The sequence below is a fragment of the Pseudomonas sp. BIC9C genome (assembly GCF_034541995.1).
Classification (GTDB): domain Bacteria; phylum Pseudomonadota; class Gammaproteobacteria; order Pseudomonadales; family Pseudomonadaceae; genus Aquipseudomonas; species Aquipseudomonas fluorescens_CC.
The window spans coordinates 883,776-901,941 of record NZ_JAWDGM010000002.1 but is presented as its reverse complement, the minus strand read 5'-3'; the positions used below and the strand labels follow the sequence as shown (position 1 = coordinate 901,941).

Annotated in this window: 18 protein-coding genes; 5 read left to right on the top strand and 13 right to left on the bottom strand. The window is 60.6% G+C overall.

Going from position 1 to position 18,166, the window contains the following annotated elements; all coding sequences use genetic code 11:
* The first annotated feature begins 15 nt into the window (after positions 1 to 15).
* Both pta and RS887_RS14020 read left to right on the top strand, forming a co-directional pair.
* Positions 16 to 2,115 carry a phosphate acetyltransferase gene (gene pta, locus RS887_RS14025; protein WP_008023219.1) on the top strand — a complete coding sequence of 700 codons (2,100 nt, stop codon included), beginning with the start codon at positions 16 to 18 and terminating at the stop codon, positions 2,113 to 2,115.
* A complete protein-coding gene (locus RS887_RS14020; RefSeq protein ID WP_322615824.1) occupies positions 2,116 to 3,018 on the top strand; it encodes an acyltransferase in 903 nt (300 codons plus the stop codon).
* Between the two features lie 197 nt (positions 3,019 to 3,215).
* On the opposite strand, the gene cysN is transcribed toward RS887_RS14020, so the two are convergent.
* From cysN to RS887_RS14005, 3 genes are all read right to left on the bottom strand, one after another.
* Entirely contained in the window at positions 3,216 to 5,114 is a 1,899-nt protein-coding gene (gene cysN, locus RS887_RS14015) for a sulfate adenylyltransferase subunit CysN (RefSeq protein ID WP_322615823.1), read from the bottom strand.
* Between the two features lie 9 nt (positions 5,115 to 5,123).
* Positions 5,124 to 6,041: a sulfate adenylyltransferase subunit CysD gene (gene cysD / locus RS887_RS14010; RefSeq protein WP_008018697.1), complete on the bottom strand. Its 918-nt coding sequence runs from the start codon at positions 6,039 to 6,041 to the stop codon at positions 5,124 to 5,126.
* Between the two features lie 256 nt (positions 6,042 to 6,297).
* Positions 6,298 to 7,056, bottom strand: a complete 759-nt coding sequence (locus RS887_RS14005) for a Nif3-like dinuclear metal center hexameric protein (protein ID WP_322615822.1) — start codon at positions 7,054 to 7,056, stop codon at positions 6,298 to 6,300.
* Positions 7,057 to 7,159: 103 nt separating this feature from the next.
* Here RS887_RS14005 and algW point away from each other — a divergent pair, with 103 nt between their 5' ends.
* The gene (algW, locus tag RS887_RS14000) at positions 7,160 to 8,320 is read left to right on the top strand and encodes a Do family serine endopeptidase AlgW (protein ID WP_322615821.1); all 1,161 of its coding nucleotides are present in this window, start codon (positions 7,160 to 7,162) and stop codon (positions 8,318 to 8,320) included.
* Between the two features lie 116 nt (positions 8,321 to 8,436).
* Here algW and hisC read toward each other — a convergent pair whose 3' ends face one another.
* From hisC to RS887_RS13950, 10 genes are all read right to left on the bottom strand, one after another.
* Positions 8,437 to 9,489, bottom strand: coding sequence for a histidinol-phosphate transaminase (gene hisC, locus RS887_RS13995; protein ID WP_322615820.1), 1,053 nt, complete (start codon positions 9,487 to 9,489; stop codon positions 8,437 to 8,439).
* Between the two features lie 2 nt (positions 9,490 to 9,491).
* Positions 9,492 to 10,817: a histidinol dehydrogenase gene (gene hisD / locus RS887_RS13990; protein ID WP_322615819.1), complete on the bottom strand. Its 1,326-nt coding sequence runs from the start codon at positions 10,815 to 10,817 to the stop codon at positions 9,492 to 9,494.
* A gap of 125 nt (positions 10,818 to 10,942) precedes the next feature.
* Positions 10,943 to 11,578: an ATP phosphoribosyltransferase gene (gene hisG / locus RS887_RS13985; RefSeq protein WP_007970278.1), complete on the bottom strand. Its 636-nt coding sequence runs from the start codon at positions 11,576 to 11,578 to the stop codon at positions 10,943 to 10,945.
* Between the two features lie 123 nt (positions 11,579 to 11,701).
* A complete protein-coding gene (murA, locus tag RS887_RS13980; protein ID WP_322615818.1) occupies positions 11,702 to 12,967 on the bottom strand; it encodes a UDP-N-acetylglucosamine 1-carboxyvinyltransferase in 1,266 nt (421 codons plus the stop codon).
* Between the two features lie 22 nt (positions 12,968 to 12,989).
* The gene (locus tag RS887_RS13975; RefSeq protein ID WP_111280923.1) at positions 12,990 to 13,229 is read right to left on the bottom strand and encodes a BolA family protein; all 240 of its coding nucleotides are present in this window, start codon (positions 13,227 to 13,229) and stop codon (positions 12,990 to 12,992) included.
* 114 nt (positions 13,230 to 13,343) lie between these two features.
* Positions 13,344 to 13,649 carry an STAS domain-containing protein gene (locus RS887_RS13970; RefSeq protein WP_322615817.1) on the bottom strand — a complete coding sequence of 102 codons (306 nt, stop codon included), beginning with the start codon at positions 13,647 to 13,649 and terminating at the stop codon, positions 13,344 to 13,346.
* Entirely contained in the window at positions 13,646 to 14,299 is a 654-nt protein-coding gene (locus RS887_RS13965; RefSeq protein ID WP_322615816.1) for an ABC transporter substrate-binding protein, read from the bottom strand. The genes RS887_RS13970 and RS887_RS13965 overlap by 4 nt, the downstream gene beginning before the upstream one ends.
* A gap of 11 nt (positions 14,300 to 14,310) precedes the next feature.
* Positions 14,311 to 14,778 carry an outer membrane lipid asymmetry maintenance protein MlaD gene (gene mlaD / locus RS887_RS13960; protein ID WP_007970271.1) on the bottom strand — a complete coding sequence of 156 codons (468 nt, stop codon included), beginning with the start codon at positions 14,776 to 14,778 and terminating at the stop codon, positions 14,311 to 14,313.
* Positions 14,778 to 15,575, bottom strand: coding sequence for a lipid asymmetry maintenance ABC transporter permease subunit MlaE (gene mlaE / locus RS887_RS13955; protein WP_085714555.1), 798 nt, complete (start codon positions 15,573 to 15,575; stop codon positions 14,778 to 14,780). The genes mlaD and mlaE overlap by 1 nt, the downstream gene beginning before the upstream one ends.
* Positions 15,575 to 16,384 carry an ATP-binding cassette domain-containing protein gene (locus RS887_RS13950; RefSeq protein WP_008018709.1) on the bottom strand — a complete coding sequence of 270 codons (810 nt, stop codon included), beginning with the start codon at positions 16,382 to 16,384 and terminating at the stop codon, positions 15,575 to 15,577. The genes mlaE and RS887_RS13950 overlap by 1 nt, the downstream gene beginning before the upstream one ends.
* 276 nt (positions 16,385 to 16,660) lie before the next feature.
* On the opposite strand from RS887_RS13950, the gene RS887_RS13945 reads away from it, so the two are divergent.
* Both RS887_RS13945 and RS887_RS13940 read left to right on the top strand, forming a co-directional pair.
* Positions 16,661 to 17,635 (top strand): KpsF/GutQ family sugar-phosphate isomerase, encoded by a 975-nt coding sequence (locus tag RS887_RS13945; RefSeq protein ID WP_322615815.1) that lies wholly within the window; start codon positions 16,661 to 16,663, stop codon positions 17,633 to 17,635.
* The gene (locus tag RS887_RS13940; protein WP_008018712.1) at positions 17,635 to 18,159 is read left to right on the top strand and encodes a KdsC family phosphatase; all 525 of its coding nucleotides are present in this window, start codon (positions 17,635 to 17,637) and stop codon (positions 18,157 to 18,159) included. Before RS887_RS13945 ends, RS887_RS13940 begins: the two co-directional genes overlap by 1 nt.
* Positions 18,160 to 18,166: the final 7 nt, after the last annotated feature.

Below are 18,166 nucleotides of genomic sequence, written 5' to 3'. Positions count from 1 at the left end.
CTCCAGAGAATCCGCATGCAAACTTTTTTTATCGCGCCCACCGATTTTGGTGTGGGTCTGACCTCCATCAGCCTCGGGCTGGTGCGTACCCTTGAGCGAGCCGGGCTCAAGGTCGGCTTTTTCAAACCGATTGCCCAGCCGCATCCGGGCGACACGGGCCCGGAACGTTCCACCGAACTGGTGGCGCGCACCCACGGCTTGAAACCGCCTCAGCCACTGGGCCTGGCCCATGTCGAGCGCATGCTCGGCGATGGCCAGCTCGATGAATTGCTCGAAGAAATCATCACCCTGTATCAGCAGGCTGCCATCGGCAAGGACGTGCTGATCGTCGAAGGCATGGTGCCGACCCGTAGCGCCAGTTACGCCGCGCGGGTCAACCTGCACCTGGCCAAGAGCCTCGATGCCGAGGTGATCCTGGTCTCGGCACCGGAAAACGAAGTGCTGACCGAACTCTCCGGCCGTGTCGAGTTGCAGGCGCAATTGTTCGGCGGCCCGAAAGACCCGAAAGTCCTCGGCGTGATCCTCAACAAGGTCAAGACCGAAGAAAGCATGGAGGCCTTCGCCACGCGCCTCAAGGAGCATTCGCCGCTGTTGCGCAGTGGTGATTTCCGTTTGCTCGGCTGCATTCCGTTCCAGCCGGAACTGAACGCCCCGCGCACCCGCGACGTCGCCGACCTGATGGGTGCGCAAGTACTCAACGCCGGTGATTATGAAACCCGGCGCATGACCAAAATCATCATTTGCGCCCGCACCATGCGCAACACCGTGGAGTTGCTCAAACCCGGCGTGCTGGTGGTGACCCCCGGCGACCGCGACGACATCATCCTCGCTGTCAGCCTCGCGGCCTTGAACGGCGTGCCTTTGGCCGGGCTGCTGCTGACCAGCGACACCCTGCCCGATCCACGCATCATGGACCTGTGCCGCGGCGCCCTGCAGGCCGGGTTGCCGGTGCTGTCCGTGAGTACCGGCTCCTACGACACCGCCAACCTGCTCAATGGTCTGAACAAGGAAATCCCCATCGATGACCGCGAGCGCGCCGAAATCATCACCGATTTCATCGCCAGTCACCTCGATGCCAACTGGTTGCATCAGCGCTGCGGCACACCACGGGAGATGCGCCTGTCACCAGCGGTGTTCCGCTATCAACTGATCCAGCGCGCCCAGGCGGCCAACAAGCGCATCGTGTTGCCCGAAGGCAGCGAGCCGCTGACCGTGCAGGCTGCCGCGATCTGCCAGGCCCGTGGCATCGCTCGCTGTGTGTTGCTGGCCAAGCCCGAGGACGTGCAGGCTGTCGCCCGTGCCCAGGGCATCGAGTTGCCTCCAGGCCTGGAAATCATTGATCCGGACTTGATCCGCGAACGCTATGTCGAGCCGATGGTTGCGCTGCGCAAAAGCAAAAGCCTCAATGCGCCGATGGCCGAGCAACAACTGGAAGACACCGTGGTGATCGGCACCATGATGCTGGCCCTGGATGAAGTCGACGGCCTCGTATCGGGCGTGATCAACACCACCGCCAACACCATCCGCCCGGCCCTGCAGCTGATCAAGACAGCGCCGGGTTGCACTCTGGTGTCGTCGGTGTTCTTCATGCTGTTTCCCGAAGAGGTGCTGGTCTATGGCGACTGCGTGATGAACCCGCACCCGAGCGCCAGCGAACTGGCCGAGATCGCCCTGCAAAGCGCTGACTCGGCCGCCGCATTCGGCATCACGCCACGGGTGGCGATGATCAGCTATTCCAGTGGCGATTCGGCGAGCGGCGAAGAAGTCGAGAAGGTCCGCGAGGCTACCCTGCTCGCCCACGAACAACAGCACTCGCTGCTGATCGACGGCCCCTTGCAGTACGACGCCGCCGCCAACGAAAACGTGGCCCGGCAATTGGCGCCGAACAGTCAGGTCGCCGGTCGGGCCACGGTGTACGTATTCCCCGACCTCAACACCGGCAATACCACCCACAAGGCCGTGCAGCGCAGCGCCGACTGCGTCAGCCTCGGGCCGATGCTGCAAGGCCTGCGCAAACCGGTGAACGATTTGCCGCGCGGCGCGCAGGTCGATGACATCGTCTACACCATCGCCCTGACCGCGATTCAAGCCGCCAACCGACCTATGGATGTGTAAATGCTGGATTTTCTACCTGCCCCGTTGCGCGGCGTGATCGCCGCGCTGCTGTTGGCACTGAACACGATATTGCTCTGCTCGTTCCTGTTCTGCGTGGCGCTCGTCAAGGTATTGCCATTCGCCCTCACCCAGCGCATCGCCCGCTGGCTGATGAGCCATACCCATGAAGCCTGGATCAGCATCAACAAAGGCTGGATGAACCTGGTCCGTCGCACCCGCTGGCACATCAGCGGCCTGCAAGGCCTCGACTACCGGCACTCGTACCTGATCACCAGCAACCACCAGAGCTGGGTCGACATTCTGGTGCTGCAATACGTGCTCAACCGGCGCATTCAACCGCTGAAGTTCTTTCTCAAGCAGGAGCTGATCTGGGTCCCGGTGATCGGTCTGGCCTGGTGGGCGCTGGGCTTTCCGTTCATGAAGCGCTACTCCAAGACGTACCTGGAGAAGCATCCGGAAAAGAAAGGCAAGGACCTGGAGACCACCCGCAAGACCTGCGCGAAATTCCGCGACAACCCGGTGGGCATTTTCAACTTCGTCGAAGGCACGCGTTTCACGGAGGGCAAGCATGCCCAACAGCAATCGCCGTTCAAGTACCTGCTCAAGCCCAAGGCCGGTGGCATTGCCTTTGTGCTGGATGCGATGGGCGAGCAGCTGGAGTCAATCGTCAACGTGACGATTCATTATCCGGCTGGTCGTCCGGGCTTCTGGGACTTGCTGTGCGGTAACGTTGCGGACGTGGTGGTGCATTTTCAGGAGCTGAACATTCCACCGCAGTTCATCGGCAAGAACTATGACCAGGATGGTGAGTACCGGTTGCAGTTCCAGGGCTGGATCAATCAGTTGTGGCAGGACAAGGATGCGTTGCTGGACCAGATGCACCGCGAGTATCCAGCGAAGTAATGCGATGACTGTTCCGGCCTCTTCGCGGGCAAGCCCGCTCCCACAGTGATCTTCAGAGAACACAAATATTGTGTACGGCGGAGAAACCTGTGGGAGCTGCGGTGCGACGATTCGACTTGCCAGCGATAGCAATCTCAAGGCAACAAAAAACCCGCAGACAATCACTTGTCTGCGGGTTTCTTTTTACCGGCTAACGCTTAGATCGCACCACGCTCACGCAGCAGACCCAGCACTTGCTTGACGCCTTCGTCCAGCGACACAGACTGGGTGTCGATGACCAGGTCGGCATCCAGCGGTACGTCGTACGGGAAGGATTCGCCCGGGATGTTATCCCCGGCGGCCGCGTACAGGCCTTGCGGATCACGCTCGGCGCAGACCGTTGGCGAAGCCTGGACGTAGACCGTCAGCAGACGCTCCTTGCCGATCAGTTCCCGAGCCTGTTCACGACCTTCGGCACTCGGCGCGACGAACGCCGCCAGGGTCAGCAGGCCGGCTTCGTTGAACTGACGCGCAACATGCGCGGCACGACGCCAGTTCTCGGTACGCCCGGCGCGATCCTGTGGCAGACCTTTGTTCAGGTCGTGACGCAGGTTCTGACCATCGAGCACGAACACCGCACGGCCCAGGTCGAACAGCTTGCGCTCGACCGCATACGCCAGGGTGCTTTTGCCTGCGCCCGACAGGCCGCTGAACAACACGGTGGCCGGTTGCTGGCCGAAGCGCTGTGCGCGCTCTTCAGTGGCGACGTGAGCCAGTTTGCCGTGGTGCGTGGTGCTGCCATGGGCCAGAGGCTGGGCGACGATCATGCCCGCGCCAACGGTGCCGTTGGTCAAGCGGTCGATGATGATGAAGGCGCCGGTGGTGCGGTTGCTGTCGTAACCGTCGAGGGCAATCGGCGCATCGAGCGCGATCTTGACCTTGCCGATTTCGTTCAGCTGCAACGCGCTGGCCTGGCCTTCTTCCAGGGTGTTCACGTCGACCTTGTTGACGATGCTGGCGATGGAGCCCGGCACGTAACTGGTGGCGCGCTTGATGTCGTATTTCTTGCCTGGCAGCATCGGCTCTTCGGCCATCCACACCAGCATGGCTTCGAAGCTGTCGGTCACCGGCGGCACGTTGTCGGCGTGAACCAACAGGTCGCCACGGGAGATGTCGATTTCGTCTTCCATGGTCAGCGTGACTGCCTGACCTGGGCCGGCATGCTCCAGTTCGCCTTCAAAGGTGACGATGGACTTCACGCGGCTGCTCTTGCCCGACGGCAGCACCACGACCTCGTCGCCCTTCTTGACGATACCGCTGGCCAGGGTGCCGGCGAAACCACGGAAGTTCAGGTTCGGGCGGTTGACGTACTGCACCGGGAAACGCAGGTCGGTGAAGTTGCGGTCGCCCGCCACTTCCACGGTCTCGAGGATTTCCATCAGCGACTGGCCGGTGTACCACGGCGAACGCTCGGACTTGTTCACCACGTTGTCGCCCTTCAGGGCCGACATCGGCACGAAGTGCATGCTGGTCGGCTTCATCTTCAAGCCTTCGGCGAACTTCAGGTAGTCGGCCTTGATCGACTCGAACACGCCCTGATCGAAGTCCTTGAGGTCCATCTTGTTGATGGCGACGACGATGTGCTTGATGCCCAGCAACGAGGCGATGAAGCTGTGGCGACGGGTCTGGGTCTGCACGCCGTAGCGGGCGTCGACCAGGATGATCGCCAGGTCACAGGTGGAAGCACCGGTGGCCATGTTGCGGGTGTACTGCTCATGGCCGGGGGTGTCGGCAATGATGAATTTGCGCTTGGCGGTGGAGAAGTAGCGGTACGCGACATCGATGGTGATGCCTTGCTCGCGCTCGGCCTGCAGGCCGTCGACCAGCAACGCCAGGTCGATGTCTTCACCGGTGGTGCCGACTTTTTTCGAGTCACGGGTAATGGCTTCCAGGTGATCCTCGTAGATCATCTTGGAGTCGTGCAGCAGGCGCCCGATCAGGGTGCTCTTGCCGTCGTCGACGTTACCGCAGGTCAGAAAGCGCAGCAGCTCTTTACGTTCGTGCTGGCCCAGGTAGGCGAGGATGTCCTCGCTGATCAAATCAGATTGATGCGACATGACAGCCCCTTAGAAATAACCTTGACGTTTTTTGTCTTCCATCGAGCCTGCGCCATCGTGGTCGATGACACGGCCCTGGCGCTCGGAAGTTCGCGTCAGGAGCATTTCCTGAATGATGTCCGTGAGGCTTTCGGCCTCGGACTCCACCGCGCCCGTCAACGGGTAGCAACCAAGGGTACGGAAACGCACTTTCTTTTTGACGATGCGCGCTTTGTCTTCATCGCTCAGGTATTCGAGGATGCGCTCGTCGTCGATCATGATCAGCGTGCCGTCCTTCTCGATGACCTCACGCTCGGCGGCGAAGTACAGCGGGACGATCGGGATGCCTTCAAGGTAGATGTACTGCCAGATGTCCAGTTCGGTCCAGTTCGACAGAGGGAATACGCGGATCGACTCGCCCTTGTTGACCTTGCCGTTGTAGACGTTCCACAGCTCGGGGCGCTGGTTTTTCGGATCCCAGCGGTGCTTGCTGTCGCGGAACGAGTACACACGCTCCTTGGCGCGGGATTTCTCTTCATCGCGACGGGCGCCGCCAAAAGCTGCGTCGAAACCATGCTTGTCGAGTGCCTGCTTAAGGCCCTCGGTCTTCATGATGTCGGTGTGCTTGGCGCTGCCGTGGGTGAACGGGTTGATGTTCTGCGCCACGCCGTCCGGGTTGACGTGGGTGATCAGGTCCAGGCCCAGCTCGGCAACCATCTTGTCGCGGAAGGCGTACATCTCCTGGAATTTCCAGCGAGTGTCGACGTGCATCACCGGAAACGGCAGCTTGCCCGGGAAGAACGCCTTGCGTGCCAGATGCAGCATCACGGCGGAGTCTTTACCGATGGAGTACAGCATCACCGGGTTGTCGAACTCGGCGGCCACCTCGCGGATGATGTGGATGCTTTCCGCCTCCAGCTGTTTCAGATGCGTCAGTTTGTCGACCATGGCTACTCACGAAAGCTTTCTTATGAACGGCCAGCGGGCCGTGTTCGAGCGGGGATCCTAGCACAGCGACCTCTTCTAATCAGGACGCCAACTAGATCGAAAGAGCATATGAATATGCCTGCCTGTTTGGGCTCAACCCCTGTAGGAGCGAGCTTGCTCGCGATGAACCTGAAGACACCACGGGGTGTCAGATTCCCAGCGTTATCGTTGACGACCATCGCGAGCAAGCTCGCTCCTACAGGAAGAGGGTGGGCTGTCAGATCGGATTCGGGCAATCGATGAAGATGTGCTCCAGGGCAAAGCGCCGCGCCAGGTAATCCCCCAGCGCCTGGACGCCGTAGCGTTCGGTTGCATGGTGACCGGCGGCGATGAAGCTGATGTCGTTTTCCCGGGCACTGTGGAAGGTTTGCTCGGAAGCTTCGCCGCTGAGGTACAGATCGACACCGGCCAGAATGGCCTGGTCGATGTAACCCTGGCCGCCACCGGTGCACCAGCCGACACGGCGGATCATGGCGCTGCCTTCGATCAACAGCGGCTCACGGCCCATGACTTCCTGCACGCGGCGGGCGAAATCCCGGGGCGTCATCGGCTCATTCAGCGAGCCGACCAGGCCGACAATCTTCAGGTTGTCCGGGGCCAGCGGACCTTCGACAGTGATGTCGAGCTGGCGCGCGAGCTGCACGTTATTGCCGACGTCCGGGTGCAGATCCAGCGGCAGGTGATAGGACAACAGGCTGATATCGTGCTTGAGCAGGGTCTTCAAGCGGCGCTGCTTCATGCCGGTGATGCATGGATTCTCACCTTTCCAGAAATAGCCATGATGCACCAGTACCAGGTCGGCATTGGCCTCCACGGCGGCATCGAGCAAAGCCTGGCTCGCGGTGACGCCACTGACAATGCGCATCACTTGCGGCCGCCCCTCGACCTGCAGGCCGTTGGGGCAATAATCGGCAATCTTGGCACTGTTAAGGTAACGGTCGGCTTCTTCGACCAGGGTGCTCAGGGCTACGGCCATGAAAGACTCCTAAATATCCCGTTCAGAGGCGCGTGCGGCCTCGTATAATGCGCGTCATTATGAGCGGTCTCATACCGCCTGCAACTCTCTCAGGACGTGCTTAATGCTCAAGGCGCTGCGTTTTTCCGGCTGGCCGCTGTTGGCCGGCGTGCTTGTCGCTCTTTTGATAATCCAGCGTTACCCGCAGTGGGTCGGGCTCCCGAGCCTCGACGTCAATCTGCAACAGGCGCCGCAAACCACCAGCATGCAGCAGGGCCCGGTGTCCTATGCCGAGGCGGTAACCACCGCGGCGCCGTCGGTGGTGAACCTGTACACCACCAAAGTCATCAACAAACCCAACCATCCGTTGTTCGAAGACCCACAGTTCCGGCGCTTCTTCGGCGACAACTCGCCCAAGCAGAAACGCATGGAGTCGAGCCTTGGCTCCGGCGTGATCATGAGCCCGGAAGGCTACATCCTGACCAACAACCATGTAACCAGTGGCGCCGACCAGATAGTGGTAGCGCTCAAGGACGGCCGGGAAACCCTGGCGCGGGTGATCGGCAGCGACCCGGAGACTGACCTCGCGGTTCTGAAAATCGACCTGAAAAACCTGCCATCGATCACCGTGGGGCGTTCCGACAACATCCGCATCGGCGACGTCGCGCTGGCCATCGGCAACCCGTTCGGCGTCGGCCAGACCGTGACCATGGGCATCATCAGCGCCACCGGCCGCAACCAGCTGGGCCTGAACAACTACGAAGACTTCATCCAGACCGACGCCGCCATCAACCCCGGCAACTCCGGCGGCGCGCTGGTGGATGCCGTCGGCAACCTGACCGGCATCAACACGGCGATCTTCTCCAAGTCCGGGGGCTCCCAAGGGATCGGCTTCGCGATTCCGGTGAAACTGGCGATGGAAGTGATGAAGTCGATCATCGAGCACGGCCAGGTGATTCGTGGCTGGCTGGGTATCGAAGTGCAGCCGCTGACCCAGGAACTGGCCGAATCGTTCGGCTTGTCCGGACGCCCGGGCATTGTCGTGGCGGGGATTTTCCGCGACGGTCCGGCACAGAAGGCCGGCCTGCAACTGGGTGATGTGATTCTTTCCATCGATGGCGAACCGGCCGGTGATGGCCGTCGCTCGATGAATCAGGTGGCGCGTATCAAGCCGACTGACAAGGTTACGATCCAGGTGATGCGCAACGGCAAGGAACTCAAGCTGACCGCGGAAATCGGCTTGCGTCCGCCACCGGCACCGGTCAAAGACCAAGAAGAAGAGTAAGCGGCTAATACAATCCCTTGTAGGAGCGAGCTTGCTCGCGATGGTGTGTCAGTGACACCGCTTAACCTGACACTCCATCGCGAGCAAGCTCGCTCCTACAAGGGGGCAAAGGTGGTTTAGAGGTCGCCGAGACCGTCGATCAGCGCCTGATTCTGCTCTGGCGTGCCGATGGAGATCCGCAGGAACTGGGCAATCCGCTCCTGCTTGAAGTGCCGGACGATCACGCCTTGCTCACGCAACTTCGCTGCCAGGCCCGCCGCATCATGCCGGGGGTGACGAGCGAAAATGAAATTCGCCGCCGAGGGCAGCACTTCAAAACCCTTGGCCCGCAATTGCCCGACGACCTTGTCGCGACTCTCGATCACCAACGCGCAAGTCTTGTCGAAGTACTCACGATCTTCGAACGCGGCCGCCGCCCCCACAATCGCCAGACGATCCAGCGGATAGGAGTTGAAACTGTTCTTGATCCGTTCCAGCGCCTCGATCAGGTCCGGATGCCCCACCGCCAGGCCAACCCGCAGACCTGCCAGGGAACGGGACTTGGACAGGGTCTGGGTCACCAGCAGGTTCGGATAACGGTCGACCAGCGTGATTGCCGTCTCGCCGCCGAAATCGATGTAAGCCTCATCCACCACGACCACCGAATCCGGGCTGGCCTTGAGAATCTGCTCCACCGCCTCCAGCGCCAACAGGCAGCCGGTCGGCGCGTTCGGGTTGGGGAAGATGATCCCGCCGTTCGGCTTGGCGTAGTCCGCCGGGTTGATCTGGAATTGCTCGTCCAGCGGCACCGCGTCGAACTGGATGCCGTACAACCCGCAGTAGACCGGGTAGAAGCTGTAGCTGATGTCCGGGAACAGCAGCGGCTGATCGTGCTGCAGCAAACCGTGGAAGATGTGTGCCAGCACTTCATCGGAACCGTTGCCGAGGAATACCTGATTGCCTTGCACGCCGTAGTACCTGGCGACGGCTTGCTTGAGCAGATCGCTGTTCGGGTCCGGGTACAGACGCAGGTTGTCATTCAGTTCGGTTTGCATCGCAGCCAAGGCTTTCGGCGATGGGCCGTACGGGTTTTCGTTGGTGTTGAGCTTGACCAGCTTGGTCAGCTTGGGCTGTTCGCCCGGCACGTAAGGCACCAGATTCTTGACGAACGGGCTCCAGAATTTATTCATGCTCAGTTCCCCTGCTTGTCGTCAACGATGCGGTATTCGGCGCTACGAGCGTGAGCGCTCAGCGACTCACCACGGGCCAGTACGGAAGCGGTCTTGCCCAACTCGGAAGCGCCCTGCTCGGAGCAGAAGATGATCGACGAGCGTTTCTGGAAGTCGTACACACCCAGCGGCGAGGAGAACCGTGCCGTGCCGGAAGTCGGCAACACGTGGTTCGGGCCTGCGCAGTAGTCGCCCAGGGCTTCGGAGGTGTGACGGCCCATGAAGATTGCGCCGGCATGGCGGATTTTTGGCAGCCAGGCTTGTGGATCGGCAACGGACAATTCAAGGTGCTCCGGTGCGATGCGGTTGGCGACTTCGATCGCCTGTTCCATGTCGCGAACCTTGATCAGCGCACCACGGCCATTGATCGAGGTTTCGATGATTGCGGCACGCTCCATGGTCGGCATCAACCTGGCGATGCTGGCGGCGACCTTGTCGAGGAACTCGGCGTCGGGGCTGACCAGAATGGCCTGGGCGTCTTCGTCGTGCTCGGCCTGGGAGAAAAGATCCATGGCAATCCAGTCCGGATCGGTCTGGCCGTCGCACACCACGAGGATTTCCGAAGGGCCGGCGATCATGTCGATCCCGACCTGGCCAAACACGTGGCGCTTGGCGGTAGCCACATAGATGTTGCCCGGGCCGACGACCTTGTCGACTTGCGGCACGCTTTCGGTGCCGTAAGCCAGGGCCGCGACAGCCTGGGCGCCGCCGATGGTGAACACGCGGTCAACACCGGCGATGCAGGCGGCGGCCAGTACCAGCTCATTGATTTCACCGCGCGGGGTCGGAACGACCATGACCACTTCGGAGACACCGGCAACCTTGGCCGGAATCGCGTTCATCAGCACCGATGACGGGTACGACGCCTTGCCACCCGGTACGTACAGTCCGGCGCGGTCCAGCGGCGTAACCTTCTGGCCCAGCACGGTGCCGTCGGCCTCGGTGTAGCTCCAGGAGTCCTGCTTCTGTTTTTCGTGGTAGCTGCGCACACGTGCCGCGGCAACTTCCAGGGCTTCACGCTGGGCCACGGAGATGCGGGTGAGCGCCAGCTCCAGACGCTCACGCGGCAGGATCAGGTCGGCCATGGACTTCACGTCCAGGCCGTCGAACTGGCGGGTGTAGTCCACCAGAGCCGCGTCGCCGCGCTCACGCACGGACTTGATGATGTCCAGCACCCGCTGATTGACCGAGTCGTCAGACACACTTTCCCAGCTCAGCAGATGATCCAGATGATGCGCGAAATCCGGGTCAGCAGCGTTGAGTCGGCGAATTGCAGTCAGTGCGGTCATAGCGAGAGCCTCATAGGAATGGCAAAAACTCAGGCGCCCGAAGCTAGCACTCCATCCGCTTGGGCACCTGAGAATTCTGGCTATGAGGCGGATAGACGGGCGCGACTCAAGGTCGCGCAGGTGAATCAGCCGCGGTGTCGAGACTCCACTGCCTTGCGCAGGGTGTCGATCAACGCCTGGATACGGGCGTGCTGCATCTTCATCGATGCCTTGTTGACGATCAGCCGCGAGCTGATGGCCGCGATGAAATCCTGTGGCTCCAGGCCGTTGGCCCGCAGCGTGTTACCGGTGTCGACCACGTCGATGATCTTGTCCGCCAGACCGATCAGCGGCGCCAGCTCCATCGAACCGTAGAGCTTGATGATGTCGACCTGACGGCCCTGTTCGGCATAGTAGCGCTTGGCAACGTTGACGAACTTGGTGGCGATACGCAGACGGCCCTTGGGCTCGACCGCGCCGACTTTACCGGCGGTCATCAGCTTGCACTGGGCAATCTGCAGGTCCAGCGGCTCGTACAGGCCCTGGCCGCCGTATTCCATCAGCACATCTTTACCGGCGACACCGAGGTCGGCGGCACCATGCTCGACATAGGTCGGCACATCGGTGGCACGCACGATCAGCAGACGAACATCGTCTTGGGTCGTGGGGATGATCAGCTTGCGGCTCTTGTCCGGATTCTCGGTCGGCACAATGCCCGCTTCAGCCAGAAGCGGCAGGGTGTCGTCAAGGATGCGGCCCTTGGACAGTGCGATAGTCAGCATGGGAAACGCCTTAATCAGGAATCTTATGCCCGGTCGCAATCGGCGCCGGACACGCGCCGAGCCGGAAACCGGCTCGACCTGCAACAATCCAACGGGCACCTCCCTGTGCCCATGCAGCAGAAACTAGCCCGGAACGCGACGGATCCTGGCGCCCAGCATCTGCAGTTTTTCTTCGATGCACTCGTAGCCACGATCTATGTGGTAGATGCGATCGATCAGCGTGTCGCCTTCGGCGACCAGGGCCGAGATCACCAGGCTGGCCGAAGCACGCAGGTCGGTCGCCATGACTGGCGCGCCCTTGAGCTTTTCGGTACCGGTGACGATTGCCGTGTTGCCCTCGACCTGAATCTTGGCGCCCATGCGGTGCAGTTCGTAGACGTGCATGAAACGGTTTTCGAAGATCGTCTCGATCACAGCGCCAGTGCCTTCGGCAATGGCGTTGAGGGAGATGAACTGCGCCTGCATGTCGGTCGGGAACGCCGGGTACGGAGCAGTCCGCACGTTGACGGCCTTAGGCCGCTTGCCATGCATGTTCAGCTCGATCCAGTCTTCGCCGGAGGTGATTTCGGCACCGGACTCGCGGAGTTTTTCCAGAACGGCTTCGAGGATGGTCGGATCCGTATCCTTGACCTTCACGCGGCCACCGGTCACGGCTGCCGCCACCAGATAGGTGCCGGTTTCGATACGGTCGGGCATCACTTTATAAGTGGTGGTGTGCAGACGCTCGACGCCATCGATGGTGATGGTATCGGTACCGGCGCCGGAAACCTTGGCGCCCATGGCGTTCAGGAAGTTCGCCAGGTCGACCACTTCAGGCTCGCGAGCGGCGTTTTGCAGGACGCTGCGGCCTTTGGCCAGGGCAGCGGCCATCATGATGTTTTCGGTACCGGTCACACTGACGGTATCGAAGAAGAAGTGCGCACCGCGCAGGCCGCCTTCAGGCGCCTTGGCCTTGATGTAGCCGCCCTCGACGTCAATGACTGCGCCCATGGCTTCCAGGCCACGGATGTGCAGGTCAACCGGACGCGAACCGATGGCGCAACCACCTGGCAAGGCGACTTCGGCTTCACCGAAACGGGCAACCATCGGGCCCAGCACCAGGATCGACGCACGCATGGTCTTGACCAGTTCGTACGGTGCAACCAGAGTCTTGATGGTGCGCGGGTCGATCTCGACGCTGAGTTTCTCGTCGATCACCGGCTCGATGCCCATGCGACCGAACAACTCGATCATGGTGGTGATGTCGTGCAGGTGCGGCAGGTTGGCCACGGTCACCGGACCATCGCACAGCAGGGTGGCAGCCAGGATCGGCAGGGCAGAGTTCTTTGCCCCGGAAATGCGGATCTCGCCATCAAGACGAGCGCCACCGGTAATAATCAATTTATCCATAAGAATCTCGACGCCCTTGGGCTCAGGTGCGCTCGGCCCAGGCCGCGCTGCTGAAAAATTTCATAGTGACCGCATGGATGCTGCCATCGACGATCCACGGGTTCAAATGGGCATAGACCTGCTGCTGACGCTTGACCGGGCTCAATGCCGCCAGTTCATCGCTAATCACGTTCAGCTGGAAATTGCAGCCTTCGCCCTCGACTTCTACTTTCGTTCCGGGCAGCTTTCCTTCAAGGAAGCTCTTAACTTCTACGGCCTGCATGCTCAACCTCAATCGGCGCCCTGTGCGCGCGGGTCGGACATCATACAAAAAAGCCCCGCGCCTGCGAACCCCGCCAAGCAGGACTCAGACGGGGGGCTTCTTTATAGATGCGAGTTAGGGGTGCGCCAACAGCTCGGTCAGCTCGCTGACCTGAGCGATTTCACGCATGTCTTCCGGCATCCCACGGATGCTCAGGGCCTTGCCGGCCGCCTGCGCATCGCGGATGAAGCACAGCAGCAACGACAAACCGACACTGCTGGACTTGGACACCGCCGAGCAATCGACCACCAGCGCCGCGGCCTTGCTGGCCTTGATCAGCGCTTTACCCTGCTCGCGCAGGCCAGGGCCAGTGCGGTAATCCAGCACGCCGCTGAGTCGCAACTCGCCCGCTTCGTCCATCAGGACTGCCGACTCACTCATTGGGCTGACTGCTCCGGTTTCTTGTCGGTGGCTTCCTTGGCCTTCGCGACTTCCCCGGCCCAACCGTTGATGGTCTTGTCCAGGTCGTTGCCATTACGCTGCATCGCATCGGCGAACTGATCGCGGAACAGCTTGCCGATGTTGATGCCGTTGATGATGACGTTACGCAGCTTCCACTCGCCGTTGATCTTTTCCAGCGTGTAGGACACAGGATAGATCGCGCCGCTGCTGCCCTTGACCGTCATGCCAACGCTGGTACGGTCACCCGACTCGTCTTTGGCCGGTTCAACGGTGATCCCCTGGTTGTTGTACTCCAGCAAGGCGTTGCCATAGAACTGGAACAGACCCTTCTTGAAGTTTTCTTCGAAGGTCTTCATCTGCGCAGGCGTAGCTTTCTTCGAGTATTTGACCGTCATGATGCTCTTGGAAATACCCTCGGCATCCACAACCGGCCCGACGATGGTGTCCAGCGCCGTATAGAAGTCCTGCGGGTCCTTCTTGTATTTCTCTTTGTTTGCCGCCAGATCCGCGAGCATACGATTGGTTGTGTCCTGCACCAGCTCGTGCGCCGAAGGCGCCGCTACGGCATTGGACACCAACGGAAACACCGCGAGCATTACCAACAGGCCACGTCGCAAGATAGAGATCATTTAACAGTTCCTCATTTAGCTTCTTTGCTAACGGTATTGAGCAGGAATTTACCGATCAGGTCTTCAAGCACCAGCGATGACTGCGTGTCATGGATGGTTCCACCATCCTTGAGCAGGGTGTCTTCCCCGCCCACGCTGATACCGATGTACTTCTCGCCCAACAGGCCAGCGGTCAGGATAGATGCAGTAGAGTCCGCTGGCAGGTTATCGATGCGTTTTTCCAGCTGCATGGTCACCCGACCAGTGAAACTGTCGCGATCCAGATCGATGGCCGTGACCTTGCCGATGGTCACACCGGCCATGGTCACCTTTGCTCTGACAGTCAAACCGGCGATATTGTCGAAGTAGGCGTAAAGTTTATACGTGTCGGTGCTCGGAGTCGGGGACAGGCCGCTGACCCGCAACGCCAACAAGAGCAAAGCCAGGATGCCAGCCAGCAAGAAAAGGCCGACACCGATTTCCAGGGTGCGGTTTTGCATCAGAAATCTCCAAACATCAAGGCGGTCAGAATAAAGTCCAGGCCGAGTACTGCCAACGAGGCATATACAACGGTCTTGGTAGTGGCACGACTGATCCCCTCGGAAGTGGGCTCGCAGTCATAGCCTTGGAATACGGCGATCCAGGTCACGACAAAGGCAAAGACGATACTTTTGATGATCCCGTTGAGCACATCATCGGAGAACGTCACGCTGTTCTGCATGTTCGACCAGTAGGAACCTTCATAGACCCCCAGCCAGTCGACAGCCACCCACGAGCCGCCCCAGATACCCACCACGCTGAAAATCATCGCCAGCACCGGCAGGGAAATGAACCCGGCCCACAAGCGTGGCGCGATGATGTACTTGAGCGGGTCAACCCCGATCATTTCCAGACTGGACAGTTGCTCGGTGGACTTCATGTTGCCGATTTCGGCGGTCAACGCCGAACCGGCGCGCCCGGCGAACAGCAAGGCAGTCACCACCGGCCCCAGCTCACGCAGCAGCGTCAGGGCAACCATCTGCCCGACAGCCTGCTCCGAACCATAGCTGGAAAGAATGTTGAAGCCCTGAAGCGCCAGCACCATGCCGATGAACACCCCGGAGACCACGATGATCACCAGGGACATCACGCCCACCGAATGCAGCTGCTTGACCAGCAGCCCGAAGCCGCCGCCGATACCGCCCCGCCCCAGCAAGGCATGGAACAGGAACAAGCTCGAACGCCCGAACACCGCCAGCGCATCGATGCCGGCCTGGCCGAAGCGGCGAACGCGTTCTATCAATGAAATTCTGCGCATCAGCGCTTCCCCAGAAGATCTGCGCGGTAATCCGTCGCTGGAAAGTGGTACGGAACCGGGCCGTCGGGTTCGCCAGTCATGAACTGACGAATGCGCGGTTCATCCGAGTTCATCAACTCGTCCGGCGTCCCCTGCCCCAACACCTGACCATCGCCCACTACATAAATGTAATCGGCAATGCTCGCCGTCTCGGCCAGGTCGTGGGATACCACGATGCTGGTGATGCCCAGCGCATCGTTGAGCAGACGAATGAGGCGCACCAGAACGCCCATTGCGATAGGATCCTGGCCGACAAAGGGCTCGTCGTACATGAGGATCTGTGGGTCGAGCGCAATCGCCCGGGCCAGCGCGACACGGCGCTTCATGCCGCCGGAAAGCTCGTCGGGCATCAGATCGATGGCACCGCGCAAGCCCACGGCCTGCAGTTTGAGCAGGACGATGTCGCGGATCATTTCATCCGGCAGTTGCGTATGAACCCGTAACGGAAAAGCGACGTTCTCGAACACATCGAGGTCGGTAAACAGTGCGCCGCTCTGAAAAAGCACGCCCATATGCTTGCGCGCATCGAACAGGTCGCTGCGCGACAGTTTGGGCAGATTCTGACCGTTGACCCAGACTTCGCCCTTGGTGGGCCGCAGCTGGGCGCCCATCAGGCGCAAAAGCGTGGTCTTGCCACACCCGGAAGGCCCCATGATGCCGGTGACCTTGCCGCGCGGGATACGGATATCGACATTATTGAAAATGCTGCGCGCACCGCGCTTGAAGGACAGTCCCTTCAGCTCGACCGCGTAGGCGTTATCGGCACTCATCTAAACTCCTTGCGATGCAGCCTCTCACTCGGACGCCTGGCTTTCTCACGAAAGCACATACCTCCCGGGCAGGCCGAACTGGCGGCGAACTATATCACTGCAAAGGGTACGCGCCCAAGGCCAAAGCCGAGCCAAGTTCAACCCCATGACCGCTTGAAAGCCCCATTTAGAAGGTTTCCGGTGACCGGAAATAACAATGCGCGACGAACTTGCGTGAGGGATTCAATCATAACCGCTATAATCGCCGCCTTTTCATCAGGCTATACGATTTCTGACATGAGCCAATCCAGCGACCTGATTCAATCAGCACAACGCACCATCCGCCTCGAAGTAGAAGCCGTGCAAGGCCTGCTACCCCAGATCGACGCAGATTTCGTACGCGCTTGCGAGATGATTCTGGCCAGCAAAGGCCGCGTGGTCGTGGTCGGCATGGGCAAGTCGGGGCACATTGGCAACAAGATCGCCGCGACCCTGGCCAGCACCGGCACCACGGCTTTTTTTGTGCACCCGGCTGAAGCCAGCCATGGTGACATGGGCATGATTACCCGCGACGACATCATACTGGCGCTCTCGAATTCCGGCTCCACCAATGAAATCGTTACCCTGCTGCCACTGATCAAGCGCCTGGGCATTCAGATGATCAGCGTGACCGGCAACCCTGACTCGCCGCTGGCCAAGGCCGCCGAAGTCAACCTGAATGTTCACGTCGAACACGAAGCCTGCCCGTTGAACCTGGCACCCACTTCGTCGACCACCGCCGCCCTGGTCATGGGCGATGCCCTGGCAGTCGCGCTGCTGGAAGCCCGCGGATTTACCGCCGAAGACTTCGCCTTTTCCCATCCTGGCGGCGCCCTGGGCCGACGCCTGTTGCTGAAAGTGGAGAATGTCATGCACGCAGGCCAGGAACTGCCGCAGGTCCAGCGCGGCACCCTGCTCAAGGATGCCCTGATGGAAATGACCCGCAAGGGCCTGGGCATGACCGTCATTCTGGAATCCGACGGCAAACTGGCCGGGATCTTCACCGACGGTGATTTGCGCCGCACACTGGACCGCAGCATCGATATCCACAGCGCTATCATCGACCAGGTCATGACGGCCCATGGCAAGACCGCACGCACCGAGATGCTCGCCGCCGAAGCACTGAAAATCATGGAAGACCATAAAATCAACGCACTGGTCGTGGTCGACCGAGAAGACCGCCCGGTCGGCGCCTTGAACATGCACGACTTGCTGCGTGCAGGAGTAATGTAATGAGTGCGGACCTGTTGCAACGTGGCAAACAGATCAAACTGGCGGTGTTCGATGTCGATGGCGTGCTCACCGATGGACGCCTGTACTTCCTCGAAGACGGCAGCGAATTCAAGACGTTCAACACACTCGATGGCCAGGGCATCAAGATGCTGATGGCCGCCGGCGTGCAAACCGCTATCATCAGTGGTCGCAAGACCCCGGTGGTCGAGCGACGAGCGAAGAACCTCGGCATCCCGCATCTCTATCAGGGGCGCGAAGACAAACTGGTGGTACTCGACGAGCTACTGGCCCAACTGAACCTGAGCTATGAACAGGTGGCCTACCTTGGCGACGACCTGCCGGACCTGCCGGTGATTCGCCGTGTCGGCCTGGGCATGGCGGTGGCCAATGCGGCCAGTTTCGTGCGTGAACACGCTCACGGCATCACCCTCGCCCGTGGCGGCGAAGGTGCCGCTCGCGAATTCTGCGAATTGATCCTGCGCGCCCAGGACCGCCTCGATGCGGCCAATGCGGCGTACCTGTGAGCCCACT

Bases quoted from the DNA above. Each gene is read 5' to 3' on its own strand.
- pta (WP_008023219.1), top strand. From the start codon at position 16: ATGCAAACTTTTTTTATCGCGCCCACCGATTTTGGTGTGGGTCTGACC.
- RS887_RS14020 (WP_322615824.1), top strand. From the start codon at position 2,116: ATGCTGGATTTTCTACCTGCCCCGTTGCGCGGCGTGATCGCCGCGCTG.
- cysN (WP_322615823.1), bottom strand. From the start codon at position 5,114: ATGTCGCATCAATCTGATTTGATCAGCGAGGACATCCTCGCCTACCTG.
- cysD (WP_008018697.1), bottom strand. From the start codon at position 6,041: ATGGTCGACAAACTGACGCATCTGAAACAGCTGGAGGCGGAAAGCATC.
- RS887_RS14005 (WP_322615822.1), bottom strand. From the start codon at position 7,056: ATGGCCGTAGCCCTGAGCACCCTGGTCGAAGAAGCCGACCGTTACCTT.
- algW (WP_322615821.1), top strand. From the start codon at position 7,160: ATGCTCAAGGCGCTGCGTTTTTCCGGCTGGCCGCTGTTGGCCGGCGTG.
- hisC (WP_322615820.1), bottom strand. From the start codon at position 9,489: ATGAATAAATTCTGGAGCCCGTTCGTCAAGAATCTGGTGCCTTACGTG.
- hisD (WP_322615819.1), bottom strand. From the start codon at position 10,817: ATGACCGCACTGACTGCAATTCGCCGACTCAACGCTGCTGACCCGGAT.
- hisG (WP_007970278.1), bottom strand. From the start codon at position 11,578: ATGCTGACTATCGCACTGTCCAAGGGCCGCATCCTTGACGACACCCTG.
- murA (WP_322615818.1), bottom strand. From the start codon at position 12,967: ATGGATAAATTGATTATTACCGGTGGCGCTCGTCTTGATGGCGAGATC.
- RS887_RS13975 (WP_111280923.1), bottom strand. From the start codon at position 13,229: ATGCAGGCCGTAGAAGTTAAGAGCTTCCTTGAAGGAAAGCTGCCCGGA.
- RS887_RS13970 (WP_322615817.1), bottom strand. From the start codon at position 13,649: ATGAGTGAGTCGGCAGTCCTGATGGACGAAGCGGGCGAGTTGCGACTC.
- RS887_RS13965 (WP_322615816.1), bottom strand. From the start codon at position 14,299: ATGATCTCTATCTTGCGACGTGGCCTGTTGGTAATGCTCGCGGTGTTT.
- mlaD (WP_007970271.1), bottom strand. From the start codon at position 14,778: ATGCAAAACCGCACCCTGGAAATCGGTGTCGGCCTTTTCTTGCTGGCT.
- mlaE (WP_085714555.1), bottom strand. From the start codon at position 15,575: ATGCGCAGAATTTCATTGATAGAACGCGTTCGCCGCTTCGGCCAGGCC.
- RS887_RS13950 (WP_008018709.1), bottom strand. From the start codon at position 16,384: ATGAGTGCCGATAACGCCTACGCGGTCGAGCTGAAGGGACTGTCCTTC.
- RS887_RS13945 (WP_322615815.1), top strand. From the start codon at position 16,661: ATGAGCCAATCCAGCGACCTGATTCAATCAGCACAACGCACCATCCGC.
- RS887_RS13940 (WP_008018712.1), top strand. From the start codon at position 17,635: ATGAGTGCGGACCTGTTGCAACGTGGCAAACAGATCAAACTGGCGGTG.